This window comes from Nocardioides sp. NPDC047086 (genome assembly GCF_040643685.1).
Lineage (GTDB): Bacteria > Actinomycetota > Actinomycetes > Propionibacteriales > Nocardioidaceae > Nocardioides.
Window position 1 is genome coordinate 1 of sequence record NZ_JBEYUV010000028.1, and the last position, 18,409, is coordinate 18,409.

The 18,409-nt window shown below is 69.7% G+C and carries 16 protein-coding genes; 1 reads left to right on the forward strand and 15 read right to left on the reverse strand.

Going from position 1 to position 18,409, the window contains the following annotated elements; all coding sequences use genetic code 11:
- Window positions 1-304: 304 nt before the first annotated feature.
- The 8 genes from ABZ796_RS19255 to ABZ796_RS19290 all read right to left on the reverse strand — a co-directional run bounded on the left by ABZ796_RS19255 (window position 305) and on the right by ABZ796_RS19290 (window position 9,882).
- Window positions 305-1,648 carry an LLM class flavin-dependent oxidoreductase gene (locus tag ABZ796_RS19255; protein WP_357338937.1) on the reverse strand — a complete coding sequence of 448 codons (1,344 nt, stop codon included), beginning with the start codon at window positions 1,646-1,648 and terminating at the stop codon, window positions 305-307.
- Window positions 1,648-2,391 (reverse strand): ABC transporter ATP-binding protein, encoded by a 744-nt coding sequence (locus tag ABZ796_RS19260; RefSeq protein WP_357338938.1) that lies wholly within the window; start codon window positions 2,389-2,391, stop codon window positions 1,648-1,650. The genes ABZ796_RS19255 and ABZ796_RS19260 overlap by 1 nt, the downstream gene beginning before the upstream one ends.
- Complete coding sequence (locus ABZ796_RS19265; RefSeq protein ID WP_357338940.1) at window positions 2,364-3,218, reverse strand: ABC transporter permease; 855 nt, start codon at window positions 3,216-3,218, stop codon at window positions 2,364-2,366. Before ABZ796_RS19265 ends, ABZ796_RS19260 begins: the two co-directional genes overlap by 28 nt.
- The gene (locus ABZ796_RS19270; RefSeq protein WP_357338941.1) at window positions 3,218-4,279 is read right to left on the reverse strand and encodes an ABC transporter substrate-binding protein; all 1,062 of its coding nucleotides are present in this window, start codon (window positions 4,277-4,279) and stop codon (window positions 3,218-3,220) included. Before ABZ796_RS19270 ends, ABZ796_RS19265 begins: the two co-directional genes overlap by 1 nt.
- A gap of 110 nt (window positions 4,280-4,389) precedes the next feature.
- A complete protein-coding gene (locus ABZ796_RS19275) occupies window positions 4,390-5,829 on the reverse strand; it encodes an aldehyde dehydrogenase (RefSeq protein WP_357338943.1) in 1,440 nt (479 codons plus the stop codon).
- A gap of 8 nt (window positions 5,830-5,837) precedes the next feature.
- Window positions 5,838-6,995, reverse strand: coding sequence for a hypothetical protein (locus ABZ796_RS19280; protein WP_357338945.1), 1,158 nt, complete (start codon window positions 6,993-6,995; stop codon window positions 5,838-5,840).
- Window positions 6,992-8,140 carry a phosphotransferase family protein gene (locus ABZ796_RS19285; RefSeq protein WP_357338946.1) on the reverse strand — a complete coding sequence of 383 codons (1,149 nt, stop codon included), beginning with the start codon at window positions 8,138-8,140 and terminating at the stop codon, window positions 6,992-6,994. Before ABZ796_RS19285 ends, ABZ796_RS19280 begins: the two co-directional genes overlap by 4 nt.
- Before the next feature lie 86 nt (window positions 8,141-8,226).
- Window positions 8,227-9,882 (reverse strand): enoyl-CoA hydratase-related protein, encoded by a 1,656-nt coding sequence (locus ABZ796_RS19290; RefSeq protein WP_357338948.1) that lies wholly within the window; start codon window positions 9,880-9,882, stop codon window positions 8,227-8,229.
- Between the two features lie 247 nt (window positions 9,883-10,129).
- Between ABZ796_RS19290 and ABZ796_RS19295 the strand changes: the two genes are divergently transcribed.
- A complete protein-coding gene (locus ABZ796_RS19295; RefSeq protein WP_357338950.1) occupies window positions 10,130-10,804 on the forward strand; it encodes a GTP pyrophosphokinase family protein in 675 nt (224 codons plus the stop codon).
- Between the two features lie 15 nt (window positions 10,805-10,819).
- On the opposite strand, the gene ABZ796_RS19300 is transcribed toward ABZ796_RS19295, so the two are convergent.
- The 7 genes from ABZ796_RS19300 to ABZ796_RS19330 all read right to left on the reverse strand — a co-directional run bounded on the left by ABZ796_RS19300 (window position 10,820) and on the right by ABZ796_RS19330 (window position 18,382).
- On the reverse strand, window positions 10,820-11,995 hold the full coding sequence (locus ABZ796_RS19300) for a PrsW family intramembrane metalloprotease (protein WP_357338951.1): 1,176 nt from the start codon (window positions 11,993-11,995) through the stop codon (window positions 10,820-10,822).
- The gene (locus ABZ796_RS19305) at window positions 11,992-12,627 is read right to left on the reverse strand and encodes a hypothetical protein (protein WP_357338953.1); all 636 of its coding nucleotides are present in this window, start codon (window positions 12,625-12,627) and stop codon (window positions 11,992-11,994) included. Before ABZ796_RS19305 ends, ABZ796_RS19300 begins: the two co-directional genes overlap by 4 nt.
- Window positions 12,628-12,756: 129 nt before the next feature.
- Window positions 12,757-15,087 (reverse strand): PQQ-dependent sugar dehydrogenase, encoded by a 2,331-nt coding sequence (locus ABZ796_RS19310; RefSeq protein WP_357338955.1) that lies wholly within the window; start codon window positions 15,085-15,087, stop codon window positions 12,757-12,759.
- A gap of 40 nt (window positions 15,088-15,127) precedes the next feature.
- Entirely contained in the window at window positions 15,128-15,802 is a 675-nt protein-coding gene (locus ABZ796_RS19315) for a hypothetical protein (RefSeq protein ID WP_357338957.1), read from the reverse strand.
- Between the two features lie 75 nt (window positions 15,803-15,877).
- Window positions 15,878-16,639, reverse strand: a complete 762-nt coding sequence (locus ABZ796_RS19320) for an ABC transporter ATP-binding protein (RefSeq protein ID WP_357338958.1) — start codon at window positions 16,637-16,639, stop codon at window positions 15,878-15,880.
- Entirely contained in the window at window positions 16,632-17,381 is a 750-nt protein-coding gene (locus ABZ796_RS19325; protein ID WP_357338960.1) for an ABC transporter ATP-binding protein, read from the reverse strand. Before ABZ796_RS19325 ends, ABZ796_RS19320 begins: the two co-directional genes overlap by 8 nt.
- A complete protein-coding gene (locus ABZ796_RS19330) occupies window positions 17,378-18,382 on the reverse strand; it encodes a branched-chain amino acid ABC transporter permease (protein ID WP_357338962.1) in 1,005 nt (334 codons plus the stop codon). Before ABZ796_RS19330 ends, ABZ796_RS19325 begins: the two co-directional genes overlap by 4 nt.
- Between the last annotated feature and the right edge of the window lie 27 nt (window positions 18,383-18,409).

The following is an 18,409-nucleotide window of genomic DNA, read 5'->3' on the forward strand; positions in this document are numbered from 1 at the left end:
TCGATCTGGTCCGGAGTCCAGGACCGCCGAAGGCGGCCGGCGAAGCCGGCGCCCGCAGGGCGTCCTTGACGCCGGACCAGATCGAGAAGACCCTCCAAGAACGGGTCGGCGGCCCAGGCCAGCCCTCCGGGCGAAACGTCCCGGCAGGGAGTTCTCGGCAGACTCGATCCGCCGAGGAACTGTGTTGGTCTCGACACGCCTCCGCCTAGCGGCCCCGGCGGCTCGACCAGCGGGGCTGGGTGGTCGAGACAAGCTCGACCACCCAGCAGATCCTCAAGCCGACCAGACAGCCGAGCCGACCCGGCTAAGAAGCAACCTCCGCGACCCCGAGATCGAACCGATCCCCCGGACGCGGCAGCCCGTAGTGATCCCGGAGAGTGACCCCGGAGTACTCCGTACGGAAGAGCCCACGCTCCTGCAGGATCGGCACGACGGAGGACGCGAACGCCTCGAGACCCGAAGGCAGCACGGCGGGCATGATGTTGAACCCGTCGGCCGCCCCGTTCTCGAAGTAGTGCTGGATGGTGTCGGCGACCTGGACGGCGGTGCCGGTGAAGGTGCGGTGGCCGCGACCACCACCCAGCTTGCCGATCAGCTCTCGTACGGTGAGCCGGTCGCGCCGGGCCCAGTCGACGATGAGCGTGTAGCGGCTCTTGGCACCCTCGATCTCGTCCTCGGTCGCGATGTCGGCCGGCAGCTGCTCGTCGAGATGGAGCCGCGAGGGATCCACCTGCAGGAGCTGAGCGAGCTGTGCCACCGCGTACTCCGGGGCGATCAGCCGATCCAGCTCGGCCTCCAGCTCACGCGCCTCGGCCTCGGTGTCGCCGAGGACCGGGACGATCCCCGGCAGGACCAGCACATGATCCGGGTTGCGCCCCGCCGCAACCACCCGCCGCTTGATGTCGGCGTAGAACGCCTGGCTCTCCTCCAGAGTCGGCTGGGCCGTGAAGATCGCCTCGGCCCAGCGGGCCGCGAACTCCTTGCCGTCGCCGGAGGAGCCGGCCTGGACGAGCAGCGGGTGGCCCTGCGGCGACCACGCCAGGTTGAGCGGACCCTCGACCGAGAAGTGGGCCCCGACGTGCGAGATCGGCCGGACCCGGTCGTGCAGCGTATGCACGCCGGAGTCCTTGTCGGCCACGATCGCGTCGTCGGCCCAGCTGTCCCACAGCTTGGTGGCCACCTCGAGGAACTCCGAGGCCCGCTCGTAGCGGGTCTTGTGCAACGGCTGCCCCTCCAGACCGAAGTTGCGCGCGGCCGCGTCCCCGGCGGTCGTGACGATGTTCCACCCTGCCCGCCCACCGGAGATGTGGTCCACCGACGCCAGCCGCCGAGCGAGGTTGAAGGGCTCGTTGTACGACGTCGAGGCGGTCGCGATCAGGCCGATGTGCCGCGTGGAGACCGCCAGCGCCGAGAGCAGCGCCGTCGGCTCCAGACGCGCCGACGGCCGCCGCCCGGGCTCACCGAACATGGCCGGGGAGTCGGCCAGGAACAGCGAGTCGAACTTGGCCTCCTCCGCGACCCGCGCCAGATGCTGATGCGCCGCGAGCGAGAGGTTGGCGTGCGGGTCCGACTCCGACAGCCGCCACGACGCCTCGTGGTGTCCGGTGTCGAGCAGGAACAGGTTGAAGTGGAGCTGCCGGGCACCCATCAGGCCACCTCCTCCTCGACCACACCGAGCTCGGCCAGCAGCTGGGCCCGCAACGACGCGAACCGCGGATCACCCGGACTCCGCTTCGTACCCAGGTCGACCCGGATATCCGAGCCGACGACGCCGTCGACCAGCACGATCACCCGGTCGGCGAGAGCGATCGCCTCGTCGACGTCGTGGGTGACCAGCAGGATGGCGGGGTTGTGGGCGGCGTACAGCTTCTGGAGGAGCTTGTGCATCTTGATCCGGGTCAGCGCGTCCAGGGCCCCGAACGGCTCGTCGGCGAGCAGGAGCTGCGGGTCGCGAACCAGCGACCGCGCCAGCGCCGCGCGCTGCTGCTCCCCACCGGAGAGCTCGTGCGGCCAGGCCTTGTCGCGGCCCTCGAGCCCGACCTCGGAGAGCGCCTCGAGACCACGGGCACGGGCATCGGGACCCGACAACCCCAGGATCACGTTGTCCAGCACCCGCCGCCACGGCAACAGGCGGGAGTCCTGGAAGACCACCGAGACCCGCTCGGGCACGTCCACGACACCCGATCCCGCCACCGAACGGTCGAGTCCGGCCAGGGCCCGCAGCAGCGTGGACTTCCCGGACCCCGAGCGCCCGATCAGCGCCACGAACTCACCGGCATCGATGGTGAGGTCGAGCCCGTTGAGCACCCCGCCGGCCTCGGAGAAGCTGCGGTGCAGCCCTTCGACACGTACGGCAGGGTCCTTCAGTGACTCTCCAGCGTGCGTCGCCATGCCAGTGCCTTCCTCTCGGTGAAGCGGACGATGCCGTCGGCGACCAGGCCCAGCAGGGCGTAGACGACCAGGCCGACGACGATGATCTCGGTCTGGCCGTAGCTGGACGCGAGGGTGATCATGTGGCCGATGCCGCTGGTCGCGTTGACCTGCTCGACGACCACGAGCGACAGCAGCGCGTTGAGCACCGCGAACCGCAGCCCGAGCAGGAACCCCGGCGTCGCCCCCGGCAGCACCACGTGCCGGATGAACGCGCCACGTCCCAGGCTGACGGTCTCGGCCAGCTCCGCGTAGCGGCTGTCGATGCCACGCAGCCCGTTGTGGGTGTGGATGTAGATCGGGATGAGTACGCCGAGGGCGATCGTGATCACCTTCATCGGCTCCCCGATCCCCAGCCACAGGATCAGCAGCGGCATCAGCGCCAGGCTCGGGATGGCCCGCTTGACCTGCACCGGACCGTCGATCAGCGCCTCCCCGACCCGGCTGAGCCCGGAGACCAACGCCAGCGCCAGCCCGACCCCGATCCCGATCACCAGTCCGAGCGCGGCCCGGTAGGCCGAGGTCGCGAGGGCCTCGGGAAGCCGTCCGTCGGCGATCAGCCGCTGTGCGGTCTCGACCACCACCCACGGCTCGGACAACGTACGCGGATCCAGCACGCCCGTCGCCGAGGCCAGGAACCACAGACCCAGGAGCAGGATCGGTCCGATCCACAGCGTGCCGGCAACCCGCGGCCCGGGGCCGCGGCGGCGGCGTACGACCCGCTTGTCGGTGGCCTTCCCCTCGGAGACGACGCCGGCGATCGGCGCCTCGACTGCCGTGGTGGCCATCACTGACCTCCCTTCAGTGCCTCGGCGATGACCTCCTCGTAGCGGCGGTCATAGAGCTCGTTGACGTCCAGCTCCGGGTGCTTCTGCTCCTTCGAGAGGATGTCCGCGGTCTCCTGCTGGCGCTTGATGAAGTCGTCCCAGTTCTCCGGGATCACCGTCTGCCCCGACGACTCGAAGACCTTCTTGCCGTCCTCGAAGGTCAGCCCCTCGTGGTCGACGTAGTAGGCCTGGATCCACTCGTCCGGGTGCTCGTCGATCCACTTCTCGGCCTTGACCCACAGCCCGAGGAAGTCCTTGAACGCGGCCGCCTTGCCGGCGTCCTCGAAGGTCTCCTCCGGCCCGTAGATGAGGGTCGCGTCGTCGCGGATACCGGTGCGGACCGAGGTGGCGCCGTCCCGGCTGTACTTGGCGAGATAGGAGGTCAGCTGCGGTCCGCCGAGCGGGGCGACGTCGACCTGGTTGGAGGCCAGCGCGTTGGAGTAGGTGTCGTCGACGCTCTGGATCTCGACGAGCTCGACGTCCTTCTGGGTGAGGCCGGCGGCCTCGAGCGTCTTGAGGACCAGCGCGCCTTGGGCCTGGCCGGGCGAGTAGGCGATCTTCTTGCCCTCGAGGTCCTGGAGCGTCTTGACCTTCGACTTCGGCGCGATCCCGAGCTCGTAGATCGGGTTGTCGAGCGGATCCGGGTTCTCGGTGACCGCGACGATCTTGACCGGGGTGTCGGTCCAGGTCGCGAACAGCGGCGGGATGTCGGCGACATAGCTCGCGTCCAGCGCGTTGGCCCGGAACGCCTCGATGCTCTTCGGACCACCGGAGATGTTGGCCCACTCGATCTCATAGCCCTTGACCTCGTCGATCAGGCCGGACGTCTTCAGCGCGACCTCGATCGGCGGGAGCCCGAGGCGCAGGACGGTCCCCTCCGGGACCTGGTCGGGGAGCGCCGCGTCGGCGGCGAGCTTGGAGGCACTGGACGCGTCGGCGCCGCCGCAGGCCGTCAGACCCAGGAGCATGGTCGTGAGAACGGCGGCGATGGCGGTCAGGCGCGGTGGGGTGGGGCGGATCATGGCTCTCCTCTGGTTGGTCCGTCTAAACCAGAGTAAGTCAGTAGAGATTAGCCATAAAAGCACCGCTCGGATCCTGAGACGTGCCTCCGGAGAACGAGACGCGGCCAGGATCAGAGGTAGACCGACTTCAGCTCCGTGTACTGGGCCAGGCCCTCCGGCCCGAACTCCCGCCCGATCCCGGAGGCCTTGAAGCCACCGAAGGGTGCCGCGAAGTCCATCGTGTAGGTGTTCACGCCGTAGGTCCCGGCCCGCACCCGGCGGGCGACGTCGAGCCCGGCCTCCTGGTCGGCGGTCCACACCGTCCCGGCCAACCCGTAGTCGGAGTCGTTGGCGATGCGTACGGCCTCCTCCACCGAGCCGTAGGGGATCACCGAGAGGACCGGGCCGAAGATCTCCTCCTGGGCGATCCGCATCCGGTTGTCGACGCCGGCGAAGACGGTCGGGCGTACGTACCAACCCCTGTCGAGACCGGCCGGACGGCCGGTGCCTCCGGTGAGCAGGCGGGCGCCCTCCTCCTGGCCGAGGGCGACGTACCTCTCGACCCGCTCCTGCTGGCGACGGGCGACCATCGGACCGATCTCGCTCGCCGGGTCGGACGGGTCGCCGACCTTCATCGCCGCGACCGTCTCCGCGAGCGCGCCGGCGATCTCGTCGTGGCGGCCGACCGGGACGAGCACGCGGGTCTGGGCGACGCACGCCTGCCCGGAGTTCATCAGCGCGGTGAACTTGAGGCCCTCCAGCGTGGCCGCGAGGTCCGCGTCGTCGAGAACGATCGCGGCCGACTTGCCACCGAGCTCGAGCGAGACCCGCTTGAGCCGTTCGCCGCACAGCGCGCCGATCCGCCGCCCAGCCGCTGTCGACCCGGTGAACGCGACCTTGTCGACGCCCGGGTGCGTGACCAGGTGCTCGCCCACCTCGCGCCCCGCGGCGACGATGCTGACCACGCCCTCGGGCACCCCCGCCTCGATCAGCATCTCGGCGAGGAGGTTGGTGTCGAGCGGGGTCTCCGGTGCTGGCTTGATCACGATCGTGCAGCCAGCCAGCAGCGCGGGGATGAGCTTGGACAGCACGGTGAACTGAGGGACGTTCCAGGGCGCGATCGCGGCGACGACTCCGACCGACTCGTGGCGTACGACGACGTCCGAGCCGAGCACGCCGGTCCGCCGGGACTCCCAGGGAAACTCTCGCGCGATGGCGAGGAACGCCTCGATCTGCATCCACGGCGCGGGCGCCTGAGCAAGGTTGCTGAACGAGATCGTCGAGCCCATCTCGGCGGTGATCACCTCGGCCATCTCCCCGAGCCTGCCGGCATAGAGGCCCGACAGCGCCTGGACGATCTCGATCCGCTCCTCCGGCGACATCCGTGGCCAGGGACCCTCGTCGAACGCCGTGCGCGCCGCGGCGACGGCGGCGTCGATGTCCTCCACCGAGCCTTCGGGGACCCGTGCCACCACTTCCTCGCTGTGCGGCGAGATCACCTCGATCGTCGCGTCGGTGGCGGGCTTGGTCCAGGTGCCGCCGATGAAGAGTGCGTCGTGGTCGTAGGTCATCGTTGTCCTCAGATCCGGTCGAGCCAGTCGGTGAAGCCGGAGGGGTCGTGGCGACCGAGGACGCCGTGCTCGAAGAGGCCCCAGCCCTCGACCCCGTCGGCACCAGGACCATGCGCGACCGCGCGCCCGACGTGGTCGATCACGCCGAACGGCACCCGGCCGACGACCTCCGGCGCCTTCATGTCGTAGGTCAGCCGCTCGGTGAACCCGGCACCCTTCCAGCTCCCGTGGGACCAGTCGGAGTCACCGCCGTAGCCGCCCCCGACATGGATCGGCACCCCCAGCAGCGAGGAGACCTCGAGCACCAGCGGCTCACCCGCCGGAGTCGTGCACCTGATCGTCGCGCCCTCCGGCAGCCGGGTCCCGTCCTGGTAGCGGATCCGGACGTGCGGCCAGCCGAGCTGCTCGACCCGGCCGTCGGCGAAGACCCGGGTGCAGTCGTTGAGGGTGCGATGCCCGTCCGGGGTCTCCTGGATGATCAGGACCAGGGCGAACTCCTCGAACCGCAGCGGTACGTAGAGCCACCACATCCCCTCGAACCCCGGGTCGGCGGGCCTGCCCGGCGGCAGCGCCTCCCCGGAAGGGCGGATCCCCCAGGACCGGTCCCGGGTGCCGACCCAGCGATCGGGGTCGACGACGATCCTCTCGCCGTCGACCTCGATCACCCCCTCCCAGGTCCCGACCTGCGCGAACCGCTGCGCGTCGAGCACGGTCGCAGCGCCCTGGCGCATCACGTGCGGCTGCTCCTGAACCACCTCGAACGACGCGTCCCAGCGCAGGTCCAGCGCGATCCCATGGGTCTCCTCCATCACCAGCCGGAGCTTCCGCAGCGGCTCGACGACCTCGATCCGGTACGCCCCGACCTGTTGCCCCATCCGGTCACCGCCCCGCGGATCCGCGCCGTCGCCCAGATGCACGGCGGTCTGCTCGTCACCACGGCGGAGCAGGACGTACGCGTCCTTGATGCCGAGGTTGGGATAGAACCCCATCCCGGTGATGAGGAAGAGGTCGCCGGTACGGTCGTGGGCGTTGAGGTAGCAGCGGTCGTAGAAGTTGCGGTCGCTGCTCCCCGCCCAGGCCACCGGGCGCGGGAGCTGGTGGATCGGGTACTCGTCGAGCGGTCCGACGCCGACATACTCCCCATGCGCCCCGTGCGCCCCGCTCACGCGCCGACCTCGTCCAGCATCGCCTCGAACATCGCCCGGTGGTAGAGCGTCGACTCCGGGTCCTCGGGCGCCTCGATCTCGCCGAAGTGGATCTGCCGGGCCGCGATCCGCAGGTAGATGATGCCCCACATGACCGCAGCGTGGACCTCGTGCCAGGTCAGGTCGCCGAGCTCGGCACCGGTCGCCGCGGCGTACGCCTCCCGCACCTCGGAGGCGGTGAGGAAGTCCGGCATCCCCGGCAGCTCCAGCATGGCGGCCAGGTCCTCGAAGATGCGGTGGGCGAAGATCATCCAGGTCACGTCCATCTCGCGGGGCCCGAGGCTGACCATCTCCCAGTCGAGGACGGCGACGGGCGCGAAGTCGCGGTAGATGATGTTGCCGATCCTCGCGTCACCCCAGCACAGGACCGGCTCGCCCATGTCGTCAGGGAGGTTGGCCTCGAGCCAGGCCAGGCCTCGCTCGACCAGCGGCGAGCGGCCGCCCCACTCCTCGGCCGAGGCGGCGAAGGTGTACCAGGCCCGGGTCTTGGCCAGGTTGCGGGCGATCAGCGTCTCGCCGGAATGACCGGCCACGGCAGGATCGAGGAAGTCGAACCGCGCGGCGGCGTCGGGGATCCCGTGGAGCCCGGCGAGCACCTCGACCGAACGCTTCTGAAGCGCCTCCCGGTCCGAGGGCGCGGCGTCGAAGAGCCAGCTGTCGCCGAAGTTGTAGGGCATCACGTCGGGCGGCACGACCCCCTCGACGCGCTCCATCAGGAAGAACGGGGTCCCCAGGACCGAGCCGCTCATCTCGGCGAGACCGACCCGCGGCACCGGCACGGGAGACAGCGAGCCGGCCAGGCGCATCGCGTCGTACTGCGCCTGCAGGTCATAGCTCGCGAAGACCGGAATGTCCTCCGGGCGGGGTGCCACCCGGAGGACGTACGCCTTGGCCTGCCGGTCCTCGTCGAGGGTCGAGGTGACATCGAGCAGAACGGTCTCGCTCGAGAGCCCGTTGGCGTCGATGCCGCCGAGGATGACGACGTCCGGATCGGCCCCCGGCGGGAGCGCGGTGGCCAGCCACTGCTCCAGCCTGGCGCCGATCGCCACGGGGTCGCGGCCCGACTTCTGGAAGGTCATCTCGGGCGGCGGGGGCGCCTGGGTCACGTGCTCCTCCTGAGGCGTGTGAGTCAGATCACACGCCTCAGATTGGTGGAACACGTTCTAGTTTGTCAACCGGTCAGATCAGCCGGTCAGAACAGGATCTTCGACGGCGTCTCGGTCGGCGCCGCCTTGGTGACGAACGCCTTCCGCTTCGCGGCGAACCCGTAGCGGTCGTCGAAGATGTCCCGGGCCATCTCGGCCAGCTCGATGCTCTGGTAGTAGGACATCGGCATCGCACAGGCGCGACGTGCCTCGCGGGCCGCCAGGGCCGGGGCGTACGCCTCGGGCTCGGCGAAGCTCTGCGCCAGCTCGCGCAGCCAGCCGTCGAACTCGGCCGCGTCGCGCGGGCCGAGGTCGCTGACCATGTCGATGCGAGCCGCCTCGGTCGCCGAGATCGGCAGCTTCGCACGGAGCAGCTCGTCGGCCTTCTCGGCGCCGACCCGGCTCGGCAGGCCCCAGGTGTGCAGCTCGGAGCCGAAGATGCCCATGTCGTAGTAGGGGTTCAGTACGACACCGGCACGCGCGACCGTGATGTCGGCGCAGAGGCCGGCCATCACGCCACCGGCTCCGGCGTTGGCGGTGAACGCGGCGATGGTCAGCTGCTCGGCCTCGGCGAGCGCCACGCAGAGCTCGTCGATGGCGCGGATGTTGTCCCAGGCCTCGGCCACCGGGTCCTGCGCCGCCTCGATCACGCCGAGGTGGATGCCGTTGGAGAAGGCGTGCTCGGTGCCGCGTACGACCAGGACGGTGGTGTCCTCGACGAGCGCCTTGCGGACGGCATCGGTCATCCGGCGGCACTGCTGGGTGTACATCGCACCGCTGTAGGACCGGAGGGTGAGGTAGCCGACGTCGCCGTCGCGCTCGTAGGTCGTCTCGGCCAGCGCCTCCGGCATCCTCCGGTAGGGCGCGTGCCGGGTGTCGAGCACCCAGGCGGCCGGGAGCTTGGGGCCGCGCTTCTTCTCGAGCGTGGAGGCGTAGCCGACCCACAGGGTGCCCTCGCCGGTGGCGATCGCGACCGCGTCGGTGTCGACACCGACGACGGTCCCGGCCTCGACGTCGGCGTGGTTGTCGGGGGTCGTGGCGGCGTCGAAGAGGCAGTAGGTCTTTCCTTCGACGGTCGCCGGCGCACCCGGAGCACCGTCCGCCGCCGCGATCCGCCGGGCGATCTCTGTGGCCGGCGCCGACCAGTCGATCTCGAAGGCCTGACGACGCAGCAGCGGCAGCTCGCCGGTGCCCTCGACCTCGACAGCCCACTCCTCGGCAGGCTTGGGCGCTTCGCCGGCCTCGACCATCCGGAGCACCTCCGCCACGCAGCCCATCGCCGCGTCGGCGACCGGGCCGTTGTAGAGCGCGCTCTTCGCGATCGGCACCTCGGGCATCGCGAAGGTCTCGGTCGCCCAGACCGGCCCGGCGTCCATCTCCTCGACGGCGGACAGCGCAGTCACGCCCCAGCGCTCACGCGCGTCGAGCGTCGCGTGGTCGAGCGAGGACGGACCCCGGTCGCCGACCGGGCCCGGGTGGATCACCACCGTCGGATAGCGACCCCAGACCGCCTCCGGCACCCGGTGCTTGAGGAACGGACACAGGATCAGGTCGGGCTCGATCGCCTCGACGGCCGCCACCAGCGACGAGTCGTCATGGACGGGCGCCAGCACGACGCCGACGTCGTGGCCACCCTCGGTGAGATCGCACCAGACCCGCTGGGTCAGGCCGTTGAACGCGGAGACGAGCAGCAGAATGCGCATGTGGGGGAAGTGTCCTTACTCGTAGGCAGCCCGAACAGACTCATATCCCCCGAGGGGTATCTATCCCCCGAGGGGTGTCACCGTATCGGGCGCCCACAATCGGGTGCACGTCGGTGTCCAGGAAAGGGACGGAAGACCTGGTGAGGCCCGGGCCGCTCGCCCCCGCTCTCGTGCTGCTCCCGTCCTGGGCGCCTCGCCGTCGTCTTGTCGCCGCCTGCAAAGATGGATCTCGTCACAAGGGGGGACGATGACCACAGTCGACGACAGCCCGCTCAACGGGCTGGTCGATCTCGTCGAGGCGAGCAGCGACGAGATGGCACGCGAGCTGGCCCGGTTCCGGATGCGCTACAAGTTCGCGATCGACGAGGTCTCGACCAAGATCGCGATCCTGCGCGAGGAGTTCGAGCACACCCACGACCACAGCCCGATCGAGCACGTACGCACCCGGCTCAAGTCACCCGACAGCCTGCTCGCGAAGGCCCGCAAGATCGGCTGCCCGCTCACCCTGGCGGCGCTCGAGCAGCAGATCCGCGACATCGCCGGGATCCGGGTGGTCTGCCCGTTCGTCTCCGACGTCTACTGGATCATGGAGATGCTGGGCAGCCAGTCCGACGTCGACGTCGTCGAGGTCGAGGACTACATCGCCGAGCCCAAGGCCAACGGCTACCGCAGCCTCCACCTGATCATCAAGGTGCCCGTCTACCTCTCCGACCGCGCGGTGGATGTGCCGGTCGAGCTGCAGATCCGCACCATCGCGATGGACTTCTGGGCCAGCGTCGAGCACTCGATCTACTACAAGTACGACGGCACCGTCCCGACCACGCTCCGTGACGAGCTCGGCGCCGCGGCCCGCACCGCGGCCGACCTCGACGCCACCATGGCCAGGCTCCGCAGCGAGGTCCACGGCATCAGCGCCCATTGACGCACCCCGGCTGACTCAGGGAGCGGCCGGGCTGTGCCGGGCGAGCTCGCTGCGGGCGTACGCGACGCGGTCGGTCTCGACACCACCGGAACGCCCGAGCTCGTCGGCCAGGTCGTGCGCCGCCTCGAGGCGGTGCCTGCGGTGCCGACGATCGCCGCGGCCGGCCCTCCGATACGCCCGGCGCTCCTTGTGGGACCCGGCCAGCGCATCCAGCTCCTCGGCCGCGATGGTGCCGTTGGCGACTTCTGGCGACATCAGGTCGCGCATCGCCTCCCGCTCGGTGCCGACGGTGAGATGGAAGACGGTGACGGCGATCGCGAGGGCGGCGACGACCGTGAGGACCAGCAGCACGATGGTGATGACTCCGTTGCCCTGCGCGATCGCGGTGGTGCTGTCCCAGACCAGATGCAGTGCGACCGCGGCGGCGACGAGCACGACCCCGCGTCCGATCCGGCGCTTCTCCGCGACGGTGCCGACCAGGTAGACGATCCCGGCCCCGACGAGCGCGGAGTAGAGGATGTGGGAGGTGAACCCGGTCGCCAGCCTCAGCACCGCGGTGTGCAGGCTCGACCCGACCGGGTCGACGCTGAAGTTCGCCGAAGCCGAGTTGATCGCGTAGAGGATGTCCTCGATGATCTCGAACCCGAGACCGACGAAGGCGCCGATCACGAAGCCGTCGAAGGCTGTCCGGATGACCCGTGGCGCGATGAACATCAGCAGCAGGACCCCGGCGCCCTTGGCCGACTCCTCGACGAACGGCGCGGCCAGCCCGGCTCCCCACGCGACGGCGAAGTCCGGGCCGACCAGCTTGGCGTAGAGGTGGATCAGCGCCGTGTTGCCGTGGATCGCGATCGTCCAGGTGGCACCGAAGCCGCCCCAGACGAAGGCGGCGACCCGCAGGTCGAGCGGTTGCCGCGAGTAGCGGTCGATGTGGGTGGTGAACCACCAGAACAGCACCGCGTAGAGGCTGAAGATGATCGCGGCGACGCCGAGCGGGGTGCCGTAGATCGGCGCCTCGGTCCGCACCGTGCTGACGGTGTACCAGAGGCCGTACGCGATCGCGGCGACGAAGACCCACAAGCAGGCGTTGCGCGGCTGCAGCCAGCTCACCTTCTGGCCCCACCCGACGTCGGCGATGGCCGCGTCGCGGGCCTGCAGCAGCTCGGTCTCGTTGGTGGACGTGGTGCTCATGAGGCATCTCCATGGACGAGCCGGACCGATTCGAGCATCGCGACGACCTGGTTCTCGAGGTGACGGTCGCTCGCCATGGCCGCCGGTCCGTAGACGGTGACCTCGATACCCTGTCCGTCGCTGACCAGTGCCCCGAGGAGTCCTTCGGCGGTGGTGGTGGAGAAGCGTGCGACGACCCCGGTGATCTCGCCGGCGGTGCGGAACGTGGCCGCCGTACCGCTCTGCAGGTCGAGCGCGTTCGGGCCGAGCTTGGCGTTGTTCCTCCGCAGCTGGGCCAGCAGCGCGGTCGCCGTCCCGTCGAACTCCCCGGTCGTCACGGTGAGGGTGACGCCGTCCTTCGTCAGCTTCGCCGAGTCGGGATAGGTGCCCGAGGTCGCGGTTCCCGCGCGCAGCCCGGACTCGAGGTTCCAGCCGACCGCCGGGTCGAACTCGACCCCCTGACCGACCTGGACGACGTCGCCGGCCTTGATCGGGTCGTCCACGGCGACACTGCTGTCGACGCTCGGCAGCACCCAGAAGGTGATGACGACCAGCAGCGCCACGACGCTGGCAGGAAGAAGGGTTCGGCGATCCATCCCGAGCCAACGGCGCTCGACGGGAACCCAGTCAGGTGGTGCTTCCACGGTGGGCACGCCGGAAGCCTAGCCAGGTTTGCGGCAGTTTGTCCGGGCTAACGCTCAGTGGGCTCGGACACTGCGATGCGAGCTCGGGTGATCCGACCGGCCCGGCCCGGGCGGTGTCGCCCGGGCCGAGCCTTGGGGTCAGCGGCCGTTGACGAACCGCTGGTACTGGGCCCGCGCCTCGTCCGGGGTGATCGCCCGGTCGAGGAACATCAGCGAGTCCATCCGGCAGTCACAGGGGTTTCGCTCGACGGTGTCCTGCGGGAACGAACCGCCGACCTTGATGCCTCGCGGCAACGTGTCGGAGGTGCCGGTGCCGTCGACCTGCCACGGGTCACCGGCGGAGGTGTAGAAGCCCTCGACGGCCTTGCCGTTGCGGTAGAGCGCCATCTTCCCCGTGGTGTAGTCGAACGTCGCCGCCAGGTGCACCCACTGACCCCGCGGCAGCAGCGTCTGCCAGTCCGCCGAGGCCGCGAAGGTCTGCGAGGCACCCTCGTCGAGCCGGCGTCCCAGCGCGACCAGGCGCAGGGTGCCGTCGACGTTGATGAGCTCGAGCAGGGCGCGTACGCCATGCCCGTCGGAGTTGCCCGACAGGATCCCGGAGAGCCCGATGGCGTTGTAGCGGTCGTTCGGGTCGGCGGTCACCGAGTTGAGCGCGGGCCCGTCCATGTCGATCTTGAACCAGCCCGCCAGGGTGATCTGCTCGGCTCCGGCGAACGGCGCCAGCGACGCGACACCGTTCTGGTTCCACGTCCCCGCCTTCCAGTCGTCGTTGCCGTTCACCGCCGGGTCGACCTGCTTGGTCTGCAGGGCGTTGTTGCTGGTCCGGTAGGCCGAGTCGCGCACCTGCATCGCGTTGCCGCCGTTGACCTGGTTCAGCAGCGTGCGGGAGAAGCCCTGGTCCTCCTCGCGCGACCCCGGGGCGAAGGGGTGCTCGAAGTCGTAGTAGTTGACCAGGTCCTCGCGCAGCGACGGCACGACCTCACTCGGCCAGGGCCGCTGCACCGTGTTCACGACCTTCCAGATCTTCCCGTTGGCCTTGGCCAGCAGGTAGAGGTTGCGACGCGAGTCGGTGCCGAAGCGCAGGTCGACGCGCGGGTCGTCGACGAAGTCCTGCATCGAGAGCCGCTTGCCGGAGGTGTCGAAGAGCTGCATCTCGTGCAGCGTCGCCTCCCGGCTGCTGCCCCGGCGCATCTGCTTGGCGTCGGTCCAGTAGACCTCGCCGTTGACCAGGTCGCCGAAGACGTACTTGCCCCTTAGGTTGTCCAGCTTCCCGCGGTAGACGACACCGCCGCTGACCGCGTGGCCGCTGTCGGAGGTGCAGGAGTAGTTGGCCGGCGGGTCGTGGTCGAAGGACGCGACCGGGAGCGTGTACCCGGACATGTCGTAGTCGTCGGGGACCGTGTAGAGGGCACACTCGTCGGTGTTGTCGTAGAGCAGCCGGCCCTCGATCTCGCTCCAGCCGAGGTTGTCCCCGGCCCGGACGTCGTAGACACCCTCGATCGCGTGCTGGCCGATGTGGCCGAGCAGGAGGGTGCCCTTCTCGACGTCCCAGGAGAACCGGTGCGGGTCGCGCATGCCGTACGCGAAGATCTCGCCGATCGCGCCGTCCCGGTCGACGAACGGGTTGCTGTCCGGGACCCCGTACGCCCCGTTGCGCCCGTCGCGGGCGAGCGGGTCGATCCGCAGGATCTTGCCGTAGGGGTTGGCGAGGTTCTGCGGGTCGTCGCTCTTGACCCCGTTGCCGCCGTCGCCGGAGGCGACGTAGAGCAGCCCGTAGTCCTCGTCGCCCGGCTTCGCGGTCGGGTTGAAGTCGATCTGCTGGATGGCGTGGATCTGGCCGGCGAAGTCGATCCGCATCACCTCACGGCTGGTGCCGGCGAAGGTGTTGGCCGTCGGGTCGTCGGTGTGCCACTCGGTGACGACGCTGACCGTGCGCCCGGAGCCGGGGTTGGTCTGCGACGGGAAGGTGGGCGTCTTGGCGAAGCCGCCGAAACGCTCGGTGTGGGTGGTGTAGAAGAGGCCGTTGTCCTCGAAGTCGGGATGGAAGGTGATGAACCCCGCCCCGCTGCCGAGGCCCGCGCCCGACCAGAAGTCGGGGAAGTGGTCCTTGACGTCGAGGTACTCGTGCTGCTGCCCACCCTCGAGCAGATACATCGGCCCGTTGAGGTCGGGGACGTACATCCGGCCCGAGCCGTCGGGGACCTCGCCGATGAAGTTGATGCGGTTGTGGCGGACCAGGCGCTGGTCGGTGGGGGCGGGGTAGGGCTCCGTCTCGGGGAGCTGGGTGACCTCTTGGAGCACGAGGCCGAGGTTGCTGCGTACGGGCTGTTCGGGGATGGGGTCGGGGACGGGTTCGCTGCCGGGGATGGCGGCGCCCGCAGAGAGCGTGGGGGTGAGCAGCGCGGCGAGCATGGCGCCGACGGCGAGGCCGGCGCGTGCCTGTCTGCCCCATAGACGTGAGGTTTCCATGGGTTGTTCTCTCCTTACCGGGTTACCGGGTTACCGAGGTTCAGCGGTGACGCAGTCCCGCGACGGTGACGTCACGGATGCGGCCGAAGTTGTCGAAGGAGCCGAAGCCGAACCGGCCCCCGGCGAAGGTGGTGTCGGTGGCGGTCATCCGGGGCTCGTCGGCTCCGTCGACATAGACCGCGATGGCGCCCGTGCGGGCGTTGTAGTCCAGGCGTACGTCGTGCCACTCGGCGTCGGTGATCGACGGCGCGGCACCGACCGAGCCGTTCCACTGGTGGTCGATGCGCAGCCGGTCGGCGTCGTTGACCACGAAGATGCCGTTGTGGGGGTAGATGGTGTTGTCGGTCGAGAGGTGGGCGTAGTAGAAGCGCGTCGGGGACTGGTAGTTCCAGACCAGGATCACGTCGCGGTTGCTGACCGAGACGGCCTCGTCGATGCGCACCTCGGCGCGGTAGGTCAGCGAGCCGAGCTCGGGACCCTTGGTCGCGATGGCGTACTCGAAGGGCCGCCGCGGGCCCGGCTGTGCCGTTCCGGGCTCGGTCAGGATCACCTGGCCGCCCCGGAAGGCCCACTTCGCGTCGGTCAGCGGGTCCCAGTCAGCGAGGCTCGCCCGGGGCTTGACCACGGCGAGACCGGGTCCTTCTGGCGGCTGTGCCTGTGTCTGGGCGTGGGCTCCGGCGAGCGGAGCGGCCAGGATGACTGCGAGGGCGATCACACCGGCGCGTACGCCTCGCCCCACCATTCGGTTCAGCGTCGGTCTTCTGTTCCATCTCATGGTTGCTTCCCTTCCCTACTCATCGGGACCGTCAGTGGCCCCTGCTGAGGCTGTTGCGGCTCCCCCGAGATAGAGCTCCGCCATCCGCGGGTCGGCGAGCAGGTCGGCAGCAGCCCCTGCGATGTGCACCTTCCCCAGATCGAGTACGCACCCCAGGTCCGCCGACTCCAGGGCCCGGCGCGCGTTCTGCTCGACGAGCAGGACCGCCAGACCGGCGTCCCGCATACGTACGACCTGCTCGAACACGGTCGCCGTGGTCTTCGGGTCCAGGCCCATGCTCGGCTCGTCGAGGAGCACCACCTTCGGGCTCACCATCAGCGAGCGCGCGAACTCGACCTGCTTCTGCTGGCCGCCCGAGAGCGCGCCGGCGAGGGTGTTCCACCGTTCGGCGACGACCGGGAAGAGGCTCTTGACGAACTCCGTCCGCTCGGCCACTGCGGCCTGGTCGCGGACCGTGTAGGCACCCAGCCCGACGTTCTCGGCCACGGTCATCTCCTTGAAGACCGAGTGACCCTGCAGCACGTGGGCCATGCCCGCGCGGAGCATCTGCTGCGGCCCGTTGCGGGTGACGTCGACGCCGTCGACGGTGATGGTCCCCGAGCGTGGGGTCAGCATGCCGCTGGCCACCTTGAGCACGGTCGACTTCCCGGCTCCGTTCGGGCCGACCAGACAGACGATCTGACCTGCGGGAACGGTGACGGTGAGGCCGCGCAGCACCAGCGCCGCCCGACCGTAGCCGGCCTCGATGTCGCGCAGCTCGAGAAGCGGTTCAGACACCAAGGTAGGCCTCCAGGACTCGTGGGGCGTTCTGGACCTCCGCCGGCGCACCGGAGGCGATCGGACGGCCGCGGTCGAAGACCACGACGTGGTCGGAGAGGCTCATCACCAGCTCCATGTTGTGCTCGACGATGATGAAGGTGCGGCCCTCGGCGTTGAGCTCCCGCACGAGCGTGGCGATCCGGCCGATCAGCGCCGGGTTCACGCCGCCGGCGGGCTCGTCGAGCATGATCGTGTCGGGCTCGGCCATCAGCACCCCGGCGAGCTCGAGCAGCTTCTGCTGCCCGTAGGAGATGTCGCGGGCCTCGCTGCGCTCGAGATGCTCGATGCCGACCCGGGCGAGCAGCTCCCGGGCCCGCGCGATGTCGTCGGGGTTGTGCGCCCCACGCAGCCGGTGGACCAGCCCCGTGGACCGGACCCCGGCCAGCACGTTGTCGAGCACCGTCATCCGCGGGAAGATCCGGCACAGCTGGAAGCTGCGCCCGAGCCCGGCCCGCGCGATCCGGTGGGGTGCGTGACCGGTCACCTCGCGACCTTGGTAGGTCACGGTGCCCGAGTCGGGTCGGATCATCCCGGTCACGCAGTTGAAGAACGTGGTCTTGCCCGACCCGTTCGGGCCGATCAGGGCGTTGATCCTGCCCTCCTGGAAGGCGACCGTCGCCCCGTCCACGGCGCGTACGCCACCGAAGGACTTGGTCAGGTTCTCGGTCGTCAGGCTGTGCTCGATCGGACTGGAGCTCATGACTTCGCCTCCTCGAGCGCCTTGCGCTCCTCGGCCAGCTGGGCGGCATCGACCTCGCGGATCGAGGTGTCACCGGGTCGGAACCGGTCGAGCTGCGCGGTGAGCCACGGGATGACCCCGTCGGGCATGAAGAGCACGACCAGGGCGAGCAGCAGCCCGAGCGCGACCAGGTGCAGCTGGGTGTCGCCGTACTGCGCCTTGAAGAACTCCACCGCGTAGCCCACGATCACCGCTCCGACCACCGGACCGAGCAGGCTGCGTACGCCGCCGAGCAGCGACATCAGCACCAGATAGGAGCCGGTCAGGATGGAGAACTGGAAGATCGGGTCGAGCGAGCCGAACCAGAGGGCGTACATCCCTCCGGCCATCGCGGTCATGAACGCCGAGACGACGAAGACGACCAGCTTGTAGGCGAAGGTCGGCACACCCAGCGCCTGGGCCTTGTCCTCGTCCTCGCGGATCGCCTTGAGGCCGGTGCCGAGCCGGGAGCGGTCGATCACCCACCACAGGGCGAGCGCGACCAGGGTCAGCCCGACGAACAGGTAGAAGAACCGCTCGTGCTGCTCGGGCCGAAGCACGTCGGTGCCGAACGGCCGCGGGACCCGCAGGCCGTTGGACCCGCCGGTCACACCGGCCCAGCTCTGCGCGACCAGCAGCAGGATGAGCACCAGCGCGATCGAGACGATCACGAACGAGGCACCCCGGACCCGCAGCGACGCGATCCCGATCGGCACCGCCGCCACACCCACGAGCACGGCCGCGACGACCATCGAGACCCACGGGTTCACCCCGGCCTCGGTGACCAGCAGCGCGGTGGCATAGCCGCCCAGCCCCGAGTACGCGGCGTGTCCCAGCGAGATGTAGCCGGTCAGCCCGCCGACGAAGTTCCACGCCACCGCGAGCGCGGCGTAGCTGGCGATCACCACGCCCACCGACAGGACGAACGGGTCCGGGGCGAGCGCCGGGAAGGCGAGCACGAGGCCGAGCAGGACGGCTGCCACGAGGAGCTTCGTCAGGAGGACGGAGCG

Excerpts from the sequence above, each read along its gene's own strand:
- ABZ796_RS19255 (WP_357338937.1), bottom strand. The coding sequence starts at position 1,648 with ATGGGTGCCCGGCAGCTCCACTTCAACCTGTTCCTGCTCGACACCGGA.
- ABZ796_RS19260 (WP_357338938.1), bottom strand. The coding sequence starts at position 2,391 with ATGGCGACGCACGCTGGAGAGTCACTGAAGGACCCTGCCGTACGTGTC.
- ABZ796_RS19265 (WP_357338940.1), bottom strand. The coding sequence starts at position 3,218 with ATGGCCACCACGGCAGTCGAGGCGCCGATCGCCGGCGTCGTCTCCGAG.
- ABZ796_RS19270 (WP_357338941.1), bottom strand. The coding sequence starts at position 4,279 with ATGATCCGCCCCACCCCACCGCGCCTGACCGCCATCGCCGCCGTTCTC.
- ABZ796_RS19275 (WP_357338943.1), bottom strand. The coding sequence starts at position 5,829 with ATGACCTACGACCACGACGCACTCTTCATCGGCGGCACCTGGACCAAG.
- ABZ796_RS19290 (WP_357338948.1), bottom strand. The coding sequence starts at position 9,882 with ATGCGCATTCTGCTGCTCGTCTCCGCGTTCAACGGCCTGACCCAGCGG.
- ABZ796_RS19295 (WP_357338950.1), top strand. The coding sequence starts at position 10,130 with ATGACCACAGTCGACGACAGCCCGCTCAACGGGCTGGTCGATCTCGTC.
- ABZ796_RS19300 (WP_357338951.1), bottom strand. The coding sequence starts at position 11,995 with ATGAGCACCACGTCCACCAACGAGACCGAGCTGCTGCAGGCCCGCGAC.
- ABZ796_RS19310 (WP_357338955.1), bottom strand. The coding sequence starts at position 15,087 with ATGGAAACCTCACGTCTATGGGGCAGACAGGCACGCGCCGGCCTCGCC.
- ABZ796_RS19325 (WP_357338960.1), bottom strand. The coding sequence starts at position 17,381 with ATGAGCTCCAGTCCGATCGAGCACAGCCTGACGACCGAGAACCTGACC.